This is a genomic window from Actinoplanes sp. NPDC004185, from assembly GCF_053603475.1.
Genome location: NZ_JBSGFR010000048.1, coordinates 1 through 13,078, shown reverse-complemented (window position 1 = coordinate 13,078; position 13,078 = coordinate 1). Strand labels below are relative to the sequence as shown.

Annotated in this window: 12 protein-coding genes and 1 pseudogene; 8 read left to right on the top strand and 5 right to left on the bottom strand. The window is 74.2% G+C overall.

The genetic code is table 11. From position 1 onward, the window contains the following. The first annotated feature begins 81 nt into the window (after positions 1–81). Both ACWEOZ_RS35650 and ACWEOZ_RS35645 read left to right on the top strand, forming a co-directional pair. Positions 82–2,031, top strand: coding sequence for an amylo-alpha-1,6-glucosidase (locus tag ACWEOZ_RS35650; RefSeq protein WP_451915069.1), 1,950 nt, complete (start codon positions 82–84; stop codon positions 2,029–2,031). Next, on the top strand, positions 2,028–3,260 hold the full coding sequence (locus ACWEOZ_RS35645) for a glycosyltransferase family 4 protein (RefSeq protein WP_451915068.1): 1,233 nt from the start codon (positions 2,028–2,030) through the stop codon (positions 3,258–3,260). Before ACWEOZ_RS35650 ends, ACWEOZ_RS35645 begins: the two co-directional genes overlap by 4 nt. Here the strand turns inward: ACWEOZ_RS35645 and ACWEOZ_RS35640 are convergent. Continuing rightward, positions 3,236–3,832 carry a TetR/AcrR family transcriptional regulator gene (locus ACWEOZ_RS35640; RefSeq protein WP_451915067.1) on the bottom strand — a complete coding sequence of 199 codons (597 nt, stop codon included), beginning with the start codon at positions 3,830–3,832 and terminating at the stop codon, positions 3,236–3,238. The two genes, ACWEOZ_RS35645 and ACWEOZ_RS35640, sit on opposite strands and share 25 nt — an antisense overlap. A gap of 81 nt (positions 3,833–3,913) precedes the next feature. Here ACWEOZ_RS35640 and ACWEOZ_RS35635 point away from each other — a divergent pair, with 81 nt between their 5' ends. Continuing rightward, positions 3,914–4,657, top strand: coding sequence for an SDR family NAD(P)-dependent oxidoreductase (locus ACWEOZ_RS35635; RefSeq protein WP_451915066.1), 744 nt, complete (start codon positions 3,914–3,916; stop codon positions 4,655–4,657). Between the two features lie 6 nt (positions 4,658–4,663). Here the strand turns inward: ACWEOZ_RS35635 and ACWEOZ_RS35630 are convergent, their stop codons facing one another. Genes ACWEOZ_RS35630 through ACWEOZ_RS35615 form a run of 4 tightly spaced genes read right to left on the bottom strand, consistent with a single transcriptional unit; the run spans position 4,664 to position 8,497 of the window. Beyond that, positions 4,664–5,692, bottom strand: a complete 1,029-nt coding sequence (locus ACWEOZ_RS35630; RefSeq protein ID WP_451915065.1) for a hypothetical protein — start codon at positions 5,690–5,692, stop codon at positions 4,664–4,666. A 44-nt stretch (positions 5,693–5,736) separates the two neighbouring features. Beyond that, entirely contained in the window at positions 5,737–6,660 is a 924-nt protein-coding gene (locus ACWEOZ_RS35625; RefSeq protein WP_451915064.1) for a ketopantoate reductase family protein, read from the bottom strand. Continuing rightward, positions 6,660–6,926 (bottom strand): UBP-type zinc finger domain-containing protein, encoded by a 267-nt coding sequence (locus ACWEOZ_RS35620; protein WP_451915063.1) that lies wholly within the window; start codon positions 6,924–6,926, stop codon positions 6,660–6,662. The genes ACWEOZ_RS35625 and ACWEOZ_RS35620 overlap by 1 nt, the downstream gene beginning before the upstream one ends. After that, positions 6,923–8,497: a Na+/H+ antiporter gene (locus tag ACWEOZ_RS35615; protein WP_451915062.1), complete on the bottom strand. Its 1,575-nt coding sequence runs from the start codon at positions 8,495–8,497 to the stop codon at positions 6,923–6,925. The genes ACWEOZ_RS35620 and ACWEOZ_RS35615 overlap by 4 nt, the downstream gene beginning before the upstream one ends. A 142-nt stretch (positions 8,498–8,639) precedes the next feature. Here ACWEOZ_RS35615 and ACWEOZ_RS35610 point away from each other — a divergent pair, with 142 nt between their 5' ends. The 5 genes and pseudogenes from ACWEOZ_RS35610 to ACWEOZ_RS35590 all read left to right on the top strand — a co-directional run. Next, entirely contained in the window at positions 8,640–9,644 is a 1,005-nt protein-coding gene (locus tag ACWEOZ_RS35610) for a 3-oxoacyl-ACP synthase III family protein (protein ID WP_451915061.1), read from the top strand. Next, positions 9,641–10,372: a glycosyltransferase family 2 protein gene (locus tag ACWEOZ_RS35605; protein ID WP_451915060.1), complete on the top strand. Its 732-nt coding sequence runs from the start codon at positions 9,641–9,643 to the stop codon at positions 10,370–10,372. Before ACWEOZ_RS35610 ends, ACWEOZ_RS35605 begins: the two co-directional genes overlap by 4 nt. Beyond that, positions 10,372–11,820, top strand: a complete 1,449-nt coding sequence (locus ACWEOZ_RS35600; protein ID WP_451915059.1) for a class I adenylate-forming enzyme family protein — start codon at positions 10,372–10,374, stop codon at positions 11,818–11,820. The genes ACWEOZ_RS35605 and ACWEOZ_RS35600 overlap by 1 nt, the downstream gene beginning before the upstream one ends. Further along, positions 11,817–12,551 (top strand): glycosyltransferase family 2 protein, encoded by a 735-nt coding sequence (locus tag ACWEOZ_RS35595; RefSeq protein ID WP_451915058.1) that lies wholly within the window; start codon positions 11,817–11,819, stop codon positions 12,549–12,551. The genes ACWEOZ_RS35600 and ACWEOZ_RS35595 overlap by 4 nt, the downstream gene beginning before the upstream one ends. Next, positions 12,548–13,078 (top strand): annotated as a pseudogene (locus ACWEOZ_RS35590) (cytochrome P450); the annotation flags it as partial. The gene ACWEOZ_RS35595 and the pseudogene ACWEOZ_RS35590, both read left to right, overlap by 4 nt.

Genomic DNA, 13,078 nt, shown 5'->3' with positions numbered 1-13,078 from the left:
GCGTGTATTCCCCGAAATGAGAGGTTTAACGGGTTCCACAATGAGCATTGAGCCGATCGTGTCGCTGACTGAGCTTTTCGCATGACGATGCCGATCGTTCTCGGGCCGCAGACCTGCGGTTCCCTGGCGGCCGACGGCGGCGCGGAACACGAGTGGCTGGTCACCGACGGGCTGGGCGGCTTCGCCTCCGGCACCGCGTCCGGCCTGCGCACCCGCCGCTATCACGCGATGCTGACGGTGGCCGATCCGGTGACCGCCGTACGCCGGGTCGGGCTGGTGTCGCTCGACCTGACACTCACGCTGCCCTCGGGAACGCACGTCCCGCTCTACACCCACGAGTGGCAGTCCGGCGCGATCGCCCCGCAGGGCTACCGCCTCCTGGAGACCTTCTCGCTCGTGGACGGGCTGCCGCGCTGGCGCTGGCGGATCGGCGACATCGTGATCGAGCGCGAGCTCGCCATGGCCCACGGCTCACCGTCGCTGGCCGTCGTGCACCGGGTGCTCAGCGCTCCGGAGCCGGTCGGGCTGGCCGTGGCCGCCATGTGCACGTGGCGCGACGCGCACGGCGGGCGCCACGCCGACGGGCCGGCTCCGCGCACCACCCAGCTCGGTGACGGGGTGCTGGTCGAGGACGCGTACCGGTTGGCCGGACCCGGCTGGCAGCCCGGTGGCGGGTGGCACCTGGGCGCGTACCACCGGGAGGAGGCCGGTCGCGGCCTGGCCGCGACCGAGGACCTCTGGCTCGCGGGCACCTTCGTCGACCGGGTCGCCCCGGGCGGCATCTGCGAGATCTCGGCCTGGGCCGGCCCGCCGGACCAGCGGCCGCCGGCCGCGTCGGCGGTGATCGCGACCGCCCGCGAACGGGCCCACGGGCTCGTCACCACAGCCAAGGCCGACGGGTACGGGGCGAGCCTCGTGCTCGCCGCGGATCAGTTCGTCGTCCGCGCCTCGGACGGGCCCGACGTGGTGGCGGGTTACCCGTGGTTCGGCAGCTACCTGGGCGACACCATGACCGGCTACGAGGGCCTGTTCCTCGACACCGGCCGCGCCGACGAGGGCCGCGAGCTGCTCATCGCCCGGACGAGGGCGGCGACCCGGGCCGCCCGTGAACAGAGCGGCCCCTGGGGACCGCACGGCTCCCTGGACGCGCCGCTGTGGCTGGTGCACGCCGTCGACCGGCACGTCACCCGCACCGGCGACAGTGACCTCGCCGCCGAACTGGCCGGACCGCTGAGCCGGCTGCTGCGCGGGCACCTCGGCGGCCGCGGCGCGCTGAGCGTCGACCCCGCCGACGAGCTGGTCCGGCTCGACGGCGACGCGCGCAGCTGGATGAACGCCTACACCGAGCACGGGCCGGTGACGCCGCGGATCGGCAAGCCGGTGGAGATCAACGCGCTCTGGGTGAACGCGCTGGCCGCCCTGGGCGACCTGCTCGACGAGGCCGGACGCGACGCCGGCGAGCTGCGGGCCCGGCAGGCCCGCGCCGGCGAGTCGTTCGCCGCCCGCTACCGGGCCCCCGAGGGCTGGCTGTACGACGTGATCGACGGTCCCGCCTCGGCGTACCCGCTGGGGGCGGGCGCCTTCGACGACGATCCGTCCCTGCGGCCCAACCAGCTGCTCGCGTGGTCCCTGCCGCACGCCCCGCTGGCCGGCCCGGCCGACCGCGAACGGGACCGGGCCGCCGTAGCCGCGGTCGGCGCCGCCCTGCTCACCCCGCTCGGCCTGCGCACCCTCGCCCCCACCGAGTACGGCTACCAGGGCACCCACCGCGGCGGCCGGGACGAGCGGGACATCGCCTACCACCAGGGCACCGTGTGGCCGTGGCTGATCGGCCCGTACGCCGACGCCCGCGCCGCCACCGGACTGCCCACCGAAGGACTGCTGACCGGCCTGGAGGCGCACCTGCGCGACTGGGGCGTCGGCTCGTTGAGCGAGACCGCGGACGGCGACGCGCCGCACCGGGCCTCGGGATGCCCGTTCTCGGCCCGCGCGGTCGCCGAGACGCTGAGGACCAGGGGGTACGCACAGTGAGCCGGATCCTGATGCTGAGCTGGGAGTATCCGCCGCTGCTGGTGGGCGGGCTGGGACGGCACGTGCACGCGCTGGCGACCTCGCTGGTCGCGGCCGGGCACGAGGTGACCGTGGTGACCCGGCACGCGCCGGGCGCGCTGCGCGAGGAGTACGCGGAAGGCGTGCACATCGTCCGCGCCCCGGACGACCCGCCGGAGTTCCCGGTCACCGACGGCAACCTGGTCGGCTGGACCACCGCGTTCAACCACACCCTGACCCGGGCCGCCCTGCGCGCCGCCCGCACCGGCCGCTACGACGTGGTGCACGCGCACGACTGGCTGGTCGCCCACGCCGGGGTCACCCTGCGCGAACACCTCGACGTGCCGCTGGTCGCCACCATCCACGCCACCGAGTCCGGCCGCCACCAGGGCTATCTGCCGCACGCGCACAACCGCACCATCGACGGCGTCGAACGCTGGCTGGCCCACGAGGCGTCCCGGGTGATCGTCTGCTCGCAGTACATGCGCCGCGAGGTGGCCCGGCTCTTCGACGTGCCGCCGGACCGCACCGACGTGGTGCACAACGGCGTGGACGTGCTGCGCTGGTACGCCCGGCCCCGCGCGGTGGCCGCGGCCCGGCTGCGCTTCGCCGCCCCCGAGGCGCCGCTGATCTCGTTCGCCGGCCGGCTGGTCTACGAGAAGGGCGTCCAGCACCTGATCGCGGCGGTGCCGATGCTGCGCGAGCGGCACCCCGGGCTGCGGGTCGTGGTGGCCGGCGACGGGCCGTACCGGCGGGAGCTGGAGGCCATGGCCGGCCCCGAGGTGACCTTCGCCGGGTTCCTCACCGGGCACGACCTGACCGCGCTGATGGGCGCCTCGGACTGCTACGTGGTGCCGAGCATCTACGAGCCGTTCGGCATGGTGGCGCTGGAGGCCGCCGCGGCCGGCACGCCGGTGGCGGTGTCGCAGACCGGCGGGCTGGCCGAGATCATCGAGCACGGCGTGACCGGGGTGCGCTTCGCCCCGCAGGACCCGGCATCGCTGGCGGACTCGGTGGGATCGGTCCTGGCCGACCGCGATTTCGCCCGCCGCCTGGCCCGGCGCGGCCGGCGCCGGGTCCGCGAGGACTTCGCGTGGCCGGCGATCGCGGCCGACACGGTGGCGGTCTACGCGGCGGCGGGCACCGACGGCAAGGTCACCCGGGCGGCCGAGGACGTGCTGGCGGATCAGGCCGTGAAGGAGTGGACGTAGGCGAGCCCCGCCTTCATCGACACCCGCATCGGTTCAGCGGTTCGCAGAGTCCGGCTGAGGACGCTGCCACCCTGCAGTGCCGTCAGCAGAGCCATCGACAGCTCGTCGAGATCAGCTTCCGGACGTAACTCACCCCGCTCGCGCATCGCTCGCAAACCGTCGTGCAGCAGGGACTGCCAGCGCTGGATGGCGTTGCACAGGTCCTCGCGGGTCTCCTCGTCGGCCGGGCCCAGCTCCCCGGCCAGCGAGGGCAGCGTGCATGCGCCCCGGCCGCTGGTGTGCTCCTGGTGTTCGATCGCGGCGTCAGCCCAGGCCCGCAGCGCGTCGAAACTGTCGAGCGCTCCCATGATCGGCCGGCCGGGGGTCAGCGGCGCCTCGGCCTGGCGGGTGATGACCGCCCTGATCAGGGCCTGCTTGCTGGCGAAATAGTGGTACAGCTGCGACCCGCTGATGCCGGCCGCCTTCCGGACGTCCTCCGTGCTCGTGCCGGCCACGCCGTGCTGGGCGATGAGCACGGTCGCCGCTTCGAGGATGCGTTCCCTGGTCGCCTGCCCTTTGCGGGTCAATGTCACGTCTCCAGCCTAGCGGAATGGGTTGCGCCACCCAAAAACTCGCGGTAGGAATGGGTTCAACAACCCAGAAACGGAGACGACGTGTCTGCACTTGCGGGAAAGACAGCCCTGGTGACCGGGGCCACGGCGGGGATCGGGCGGGCCGTCGCGGAGCGGCTCGGGGAGCACGGAGCCGAGGTCGTGGTGCACGGCCGGGACGCGCAGCGCGGGGCCGAACTGGTGTCCGCCATCACCGGACGGGGCGGCCGGGCCCGGTTCGTCGCCGCCGATCTCTCCGCCGCCGGCGACGTCGAGCGGCTGGCGGCGGCGGCCGGGGAGGTCGACATCCTGGTGAACAACGCCGGGGTGTACGAGTTCACCTCCACCCCCGGCACCAGCGCGGACAGTTTCGACCGGCACCTGGCGATCAACACCCGGGCGCCGTTCCAGCTGGTCGGGGCGCTGGTCCCGGGCATGGTCGCACGCGGCCACGGTGCGATCGTCAACATCAGCTCGACCGCGGCCACCTCGGTCGCGCCGGTCGGGGCGGCCTACGGGGCGTCGAAGGCCGCGCTGGAGACGTTGACCCGCTACTGGGCCACCGAGTTCGGCGGCGCCGGCATCCGGGTCAACGGAGTCGCCTCCGGGCCTGTTCGCACCCCGGGCACGGCACCCCTGCTGGCCGCGTACCCGGACGCGATGGATCAGGTGACCGCGCGCGGCCGGATCGGCGATCCCGAGGAGATCGCGGATGTCGTGCTGTTCCTGGTCGGGTCGCACAGCAGCTACGTCAACGGAACCGTGGTCGCTGTCCACGGTGGAGAGCGCAGCTTGCTGCCCGGGTGACGACGGTCAGGCGGTCTGGCTCAGCACGTCGTTGAAGATCTTCTGTACGGCCGCCTTCTTCTCCGGCGGGGCGAACGCTCCCACCCCCACCTGCCACGCCTCGCCGGAGGTCGTGAAGAAGTGGCTCATGTCGAGGGTGTACCGGCCCTTGGCGTCCTTCGGCGTCTCCACGTACCAGGTGCTCTCGTCGTACGCCCGGCTCTTCGCACCCGGGTCGAACCATTCCGTGGTGAGTCGCTCCCTCTCCGCCGGCCCGCAGGGAGCCGGGCACGGCCGGAGCATGATCTGCAGCCGTTGCCCGCTGCCCGGGTTGCCCTCGTCGATGCACACCCGCGCCTGCGCGTCCGGAAGGCTGAGGCGGCCGGCCACGCATCCCCAGGTGCCGGGTGTGCGGAACGCGAACGGCCAGCCGGGGAACGCCATCGTGTACGTGTCGTCCCCGGCGGCGTAGGCCGGGCCGACCAGCTTGCGGTCCGGCGCGGACCGCAGGGTGGGCTTGCTCGACGGGACCGGCTCCGTCGTCGCACGCGGCCGGGCCGGGACCGGTTCCACGGCGGTGGGCCGGGCCACCGGGGTGTCGGTCTCGGCGTTGTCGAGCAGCGCCGCCACGCCGAGACCGCCGCACACGCAGAGCAGCAGGACCAGCGGCACCACCACGAGCGCGATCGCCGCCGGCAGGCCGCGGTACTTCTGCGGCGCCGGTCCGATCGCGCCGTCGAGCAGGGCGATCGCCGGTGCGCGGTACTCCACCTCGGCCACCTGGCCGGGGTGGACCGGCACCACGGTGTCGGCGGTGCCGATCCGCGACGGCAGCAGGTACGGCACGTGCACGTGGACGTGGTGCTGCCCGGGCGGCACCGGCACCACGGTCCGCCCCCAGCGGGCCGGGACCGGCTGACCGTTGATCGCCAGGTACGGCTTGAACAGGCCCAGCATGAAGGTCAGCCACGAATAGCGGGCCGTCACGGCGATGGCGGTCGAGCCCTGGTGCCCGGGAGGCGGCGCGCCCCACGAGGGCTGCGGCGGGTCGTACACGGCGGTCCTTTCCGATCAAGGACTGCGAAGCATACGGCTGCGGGTCAGCCGGTCCGGCCGCGGGAGTAGACCGACAGATTCGTGTACGCCGCCGCGTACAACGGCGCGTCCACGCCCAACCGCTCCGCGTGGGCGACCAGGTCTCCCACGATCGCGTCGGCCTCGACCGGCCGGCCCGCCTGCATGTCGCGGTACATCGACGAGGTCGTCGGGACTTTACGGGCGTTGGTGATGCTGCCGCGCAGGAACGTCAGAGCCTGCTCCCGCGGCGGGTGGCCCGCCGCGGTCACGATGGCGACCGCTTCGGCGATCACCCGGTCGGTGAAGGCCGGGCCGCCGGGCGCCGCCAGCACCTCGCCCACCGGGCTGCGCATCAGCGTCGTCACCACCCCGAGGCTGGCCAGGAACAGCCATTTCTCCCACATCTGCCGGGTGATCGTCGTCGTGCCCTCGGAGTCGAACTCCGCCCCCGACAGAGCTTCGGTCACCGCCGCCAGGCGCGGGTCCGGGCCGCCGTCCAGCGGGCCGTACGCGAGCCGCTGCAATCCGGTGAGCTGCACGACGTCGCCCTCGCCGGTCAGTGTGCCGGCGATCATGCACACCCCGCCGTAGACGTGGTCCGGGCCGAAGGCCGAGGTCAGCGCGTCGATGTGCCGCATGCCGTTGAGCAGCGGGACGATCACCGTCCCCGGTCCCACCGCCGGTTCCAGATCGTGCAGGGCCCCGTCCAGGCCGTAGCTCTTCACGGCCAGCACGATCAGGTCGTACGGGCCGTCGATCTCGCCCGCCGTGACCGTCCGGACCGGGATGGTGCTGTCCCCGGCCGGGGAGTGGATCCGCAGGCCGCGCCCGGCCAGCGTGGCCGCGCGGGCCGGGCGGACCAGGAACGTGACGTCCCGGCCCGCCTCGGCCAGCCGGCCGCCGAAGTAGCCCCCGGTCGCGCCGGCCCCGACGAACAGGGTGCGCATCAGGCGCCGAGCAGGTCGTCGACGAAGCACCACTTCCAGTTCTCGCCCGGCTCGTAGGAGCGCATCACCGGGTGGCCATCGGTTTCATAGTGGGCGGACATGTGCCGGCGCGGCGACGAGTCGCAGCAGGCCACGTAACCGCAGTCCAGGCAGAGGCGCAGGTGCACCCAGTCGTGGTGGCCGTCGGCCACGCACTCAGGGCAACCGCCCTCGTACGGCGCCTGCGGTGTCGGTTCCCCGGCTTCCTTGAGGTGCTGGCAGGTCAATCGTCACTCCGGTTCAGCTGGGACTCTTCCAGGTCGAGGTCGCGCTGGGCGCGGGTGAGCACCTCCTCGGAGATGCGCCCCTCGTTGCGGGCGATCTTGAAGACGTGGCGCTCAGCGGTAATCATCTCCCGACGCAGCCGACCGTACGCCGCCGACGGGGTCTCCTGCGTCTGATTGCCCAGCCGTTCCCAGACGCTGTTGGCCTTGCTGTCGGTCAGCGCCCGCAGCCGGTCGACCACGGACCGGGGTGCGCCGTCGGCCGCCGCCTCCAGCCGTTCCAGTGCCGCCCGGCTCGCCGCGTGCTGCACCGCCGCCTCGGCCAGGGCGTCCTCGGCGGTGGTGTCCTCCTCGACGCCGAGGCGCCGGGCCAGCACCGGCAGGGTGGGGCCCTGGATCAGCAGGGTGAGCACGATGATCGCGAAGGCCACGAAGACGAACAACTCGCGCGGATAGTCGGCGTTGGGCACTTTCTCGTTGAGCGGCAGCGTCAGCGCCGCGGCCAGGGTGACCACGCCGCGCATGCCGGCCCAGGCGATCACCGTGGGCACGCTGGGCGGCGGGCGTTCCTCCCGGGCCCGGACCCGGGGGATCAGCCGGGCCAGGTACGTAGCCGGATACATCCAGGCGAAACGGACGAGCACCAGGGTGAGGAACACCGCCGCCGTGACCGTGACCGTGGTCTGCAGGTCGCGTTCGATCCGGCTGATCAGGTCGCGGATCTGCAGGCCGACCAGGAGGAAGACGACACCCTCGAGCAGGAACGTGATCAGCCGCCAGACCGCGTCCATCTGCAGCCGCGAGGTCGCCGACAGCAGGTACGGGATCCGGTGCCCCAGATAGAGACCCGTCACGACGACAGCCACGACGCTGGAGGTGTGCAACCGCTCGGCCACGATGACCACGACGAACGGGGTGAGCAGCGAGACGGCGTCGTCCAGCAGCGCGTCGCTGATCCGCTTGTGCAACCAGGCCAGACCGACGGCGGCCCCGAAACCGATCAGCACGCCGCCGCCGGCCTTCAGCGCCACCTGGCCGGTGATCTCCCAGAAGCCGACCGTGGCACCCAGCAGCGCGCTGATCGAGATCCGCAGCAGGACCAGCGCGGTGGCGTCGTTGAGCAGGCTCTCGCCCTCGAGGATGACGACCACCCGGCGGGGCAGGCCGATCCGCCGGGCGATCGCGGTGGCCGAGACCGCGTCGGGCGGCGCCACCACCGCGCCGAGCGCGATGCAGGCGGCCAGCGGCACCTCCGGCAACAGTGCGTGCACGACGATGCCGACGGCGAACGCCGTGACCACGATCAGCCCGACCGCGAGCAGCAGGATCGGGCGCAGGGCGCGGCGGAAGGCGACCACGTTGGTCTGCAGCGCGGCGACGTAGAGCAGGGGCGGCAGGATGCCGATCAGCACCAGCTCCGGCTCGATCTCCACCTCCGGCAGGCCGGGGACGAAGGACAGGCCGAGGCCCGCCACCAGCAGGACCAGGGGCGCGATGAAGCCGAGCCGCCGGGCGAGCGCCGCGCCGAGCACGGAGATCGCCACGAGCACGACCGTGTCGACGATGGGTTCCATGCCCGGAAGCTTAGAGAAGTCCGCCCGCGCCGCCCTGTGGCGCCTCCCACGCTCTGCGCCCCTGGTCCTGGTCGTCGGGCCTAGGAAGAATGAGCCGTTCTACTCACGCCGCGGACCCCGGCACTGCTGAAGGCTGGCGCCCATGACGACGACCGTTCCCCGCGTGGGTATCACCGCCGTGGCCAGCTGCCTGCCCGAGCAGCGGATGACGACCGCCGAGCTGCAGGAGCGGGTGGCCGGCGGCCTGCCGTTGCCGGCCGGAATGTTCGCGCAGGCCACCGGCATCACCACCCGCCGCGTCGCCGCCGACGGCGAGTACGCCTCCGACCTGGCCGTGGCCGCCGGCCGCCGGGTCCTCGAGCAGGCCGGCCTGGACGCGCTGGACGTGGACCTGCTGCTGTTCGCCTCGGCGACCCGGGACATGGCCGAGCCGGCGACCGCGCACGTCGTGCAGGCGGCGCTGGGTGGCCGGGCGCACGCCCTGGACGTGACCAACGCCTGCAACAGCTTCCTGAACGGCATCGACCTGGCCCGCTCGATGATCCTGGCCGGGCGGGCCCGCCGGGCGCTGGTGGTGACCGGCGAGACCCCGACCCGGGCGATGCGGCCCCGGCTGGACGGCATGCGCCAGGCCCGGCAGGCGTTCGCGGGCTACACCTTCGGCGACGCCGGGGCGGCCGTGCTGGTCGAGCCGGTGGCCACCGGCGGCATCCTGGACGTGGACGCCGAGACGCACTCGCAGCACTGGGCGGTCGGCGGGATCTTCGGCGGCGGATCGCGGCATCCGCGCGGGGACGAGCACACCTACTTCACCGGCGACGGGCACAAGCTGCGCGGCGTCTTCGAGAAGATCGGCCTCGGCCTGGTCGAACGCGTCCACCACCGCACCGGCCTGGGCTGGGACGACTACGCCCGGGTGCTGGTGCACCAGGTGACGCTGCCCTATCTTCAGCGGTTCGTGGAGGTGGCCGGCGTGCCCTTGGACAAGCTCGAGGTCACCGTGCCGGAGCTGGGCAACATGGCCAGCGCCACGCTCGGTGTCCAGCTCGACCGGGTACGTCCGGCGCTGCGCACCGGCGACAAGGTGCTGCTGGTCGGCCTGGGCGGCGGCGTGAGCCTGATGACCATGATCTGGGAGGTGTCGTGACCGCGCTGTGGGTGGTCGTCCCGGCGTACAACGAGGCCGGGCGGATCGGGCAGACCCTGCAGGCGCTGGCCGCCCAGACCGACACCGATTTCGAGCTGCTGGTGGTGGACAACGGCTCGACCGACGACACGGCGGCCATCGCGCGGGCTTTCGTGGCCCCGTTCCCCGTGCACGTGCTCGTGGAGCCGGAGAAGGGCGTCGGCTGCGCGGTCGACACCGGTTTCCGGCACGCGATCGCGGCCGGGGCCACCATGCTCGCCCGTACGGATGCCGACTGCCTGCCCCGGCCCGGCTGGCTGGCGGCGGCCCGGGCCGGGCTGACCGGCGGCGCCGGGCTGATGTGCGGGCGGATCACCGCGCGCCGCGACGAGCACGGCCCGGCCGGGCGGGCGCTCTTCCGGCTGCTGGTGGCGCTCGCGGCGGCCTTCGGGCGGCTGCGGCCGGCGCACCGCGCGGACGGCTACCGGGCGCCCTACCGGATGCACGCGGGCAACAACATGGCGATCACCGCGACGCTCTACGAGGCCTGTGGCGGCATGCCCCGGCGCCCGTCCCCCACCGACCGCACGTTCCTCAACCGGGTCCGCCGCAGCACCACGGCGATCCGGCACAGCCGCACGATGGTGGTCGAGAATTCCACCCGCCGGCTGGCCGCGTACGGGATCGTCGGCACCGCCAAGTGGTATCTCGACCGCGGCAGCGGCGCCCTCACGGCGGATCCCCGCTGATGCTCGGCGAGCTCATCGCGGGCCTGCGGGACGACGACAACCGACCGGCCGTACTCGGCGCGCGGCGCACCGGGCAGACCGTGGTCCGGGCCACCCGCGCCGACCTGGCCCGGCTGACCAGCGGATACGCCGCCGCCCTGCACGCCCGCGGGCTGGTGGCCGGGGACACCGTCGGCATCGCCGTGCGCCCGGGGCCCCGGTCCTTGGCGGTGCTGCTGGGGGCGTACCACCTGGGTCTGCGGATCGCGGTGCTGGACCCGACCGCGGGCCCCGAGGTGCTGCTGTCCCGGCTGCGGCTGGCCGCGCCGCGGCTGGTGCTGGCCGACGCGACCGCGCAGGCGGTCGCCGGCTGGGCCGCTCCCCTGGCCCGCCGGGCCCACCTGGCCCTGCCCGACCTGGCCGCGCTGGCGCCCACGGTCACCGTCGGACGGCGGCTGCCCGGCACCGCACCCGGCCTGGCCCCGGCCGGCGGGCCGGCACCGGCGGGCTTCGACGGCGACGGCGACGCGGTGGTGGTCTTCACCTCGGGCACCACCAGCCGGCCGCGCGCGGTCGTGCACACCCGGGCGAGCGTCTCCGCCGGCATGCGGGCGGTCCGCGACCTGGTCCTTCCCGTGCCCGGCCGGCCGGTGCTCGGCGGCACCTTCTTCGTGCTGGTCCCGTCGCTGGCCGGCGGTGCGCCGGTGGCGTTGCCGGCGCACCGGCCGAAGACATTGGTCCGGCAGCTCGCGCGGCTCGCGCCGCAGGCCACCTATCTGACGCCGCCGCAGCTGCGGGCCGCGCTGAACGCCGGGGCCCGGTTCACCGGGCGGGTCTACAGCGGATCGGCCCCGGTCAGCGCGGGGCTGCTGGCCGCGGTCCGGCGCGCGGGCGCGGAGCAGGCCTGGGGCGTGTACGCCCTCACCGAGGTCTTCCCGGCCGCCGCGGTGGAGAGCGCCACCAAGGCCGCCTTCACCGGGCCGGGTGATCTCGTGGGTGAGCTGCTCCCGGGGGTGCGCGCCCGCGTCGACGACGGCCAGCTGCTGCTCGCCGGGTCCAACGCGGCGGACCGCTATCTCGGCGAGCCGTCGCAGCCATGGGTGGCGACCGGGGACATCGGCCGGCTCGACGGCCGCACGGTGGTCCTCGGCGGCCGGTGCAAGGACATGATCCTGCGCCGCGCCGAGAACATCTACCCCGGTCTGTACGAGCCCGCGCTGCACGTCCCCGGCGTCGAGCTGGCGGTGATCGTGGGCGTACCGGCGGGTGACGGTGACGAGCGGGTCGTGGCCGTGGTGCAGCCGGCGGCCGGCGCCGCGCCGGAGACCGTCCGGGCCGCGTTGCGCGAGCCACTGGCCCGGATGGGTTCGGCCCGGCCGGACGCGGTCGTGCTCGCCGAAGTGCCGCTGGCCAGGCGGTCCCGCAAGCCCGATCGCGCGGCCGCGGCCCGGCTGGCGGCCGGCGCATGAGGGACCTCGCGGTGATCGTGCCGGCGTACGACGAGGCCGCGCTGCTGCCGGGGTTGCTGGCGGCGTTGACGGCGCAGTCCGATCAGGACTTCACGCTGGTCGTGGTGGACAACGGCTCGACCGACGGCACGGCCGCGATCGCCCGGGCCCATTCCGGTGACGTGGTGGTCCTGCACGAGCCCGAGCCCGGTGCGGGCACGGCCGCCGACACCGGTTTCCGGCATGCCATCGCCGGTGGTGCGACCCGGCTGCTGCGCACCGACGCCGACTGCCTGCCGGCCCGGGACTGGGTGGCGACCGCCCGGCGGCTGCTCGACGAGGCCGACCTGGTGTGCGGGCGCAGTGTGCCGCGCCGCGACGAGGGGCCGAGCCTCGCCGAGCGGCACCTCTATCCCGCCGTCGTCCGGCTGGCCGCCCGTTACGGCCGGTGGCGGCACCGTTCCCCGGCCTACCGGTGCCCGTTCGTGCTGGTGCACGGGCACAACGTGGCGATCACCGCGGAGCTCTACGAACGCTGCGGCGGCACCCCGCGGGAGGCTCTCGGTGACGGCGCGGAGGACGTGACGATGCTCAACAGGGCCCGCCGGCACAGTGCGCGGGTGGTGCGGGCCGAGCAGCTCGTCGTCGAGTCGAGCCTGCGCCGGCTGCGGGCATGGGGGGCCCGCCGCACACTGCTGTGGCACTGGGACCGGCGGTACCGGCCCGCGCCGTCCGCGGTGCACGTCCGATGAGGGCTCGTTCCCGGGACCGGCTGGTCTACCTCGGCAGCCATCCGATGCTGTTCGCGTTGCTCGCCGCGGGACGGCTGCGGCCGGTGCTGCGGCTCGGCGGCACGCTGCTGGTCAACGACGCCGAAGCGTACACGGCCGGCCTGACCCGGATCCCGCTGGACCGCACCGCCGAGGGCACCACCGGCGGGGCCGCGGGCCGGCTCACCGGCGGTGAGCTGCTGTTCGACCAGCACGGCGACGAGCACCGGCAGGCCCGGCGGGGCACAGCCGACGCGCTGGGAGCGGCCGCGGTGGCCCGGTTGCGCCCGATCTGGACAGACGTGCTCGACCGCGGACTCAAGCCGCTGGCCGACGGCGAGACCGTCGACCTCGTACCGGTGGTGACGGAACTGGCCGGCACGACCGCGGCGGCGCTGCTGGACCTGGAGGTGGACGGCCTCGCCCTGGCGGCGGCGGCTCGCGAGGCGGCCGCGACGGCAGCCCGCTCGCACCTGCCGGGTCCGGGCCGGCGCCGCGCGCTGGCCGGG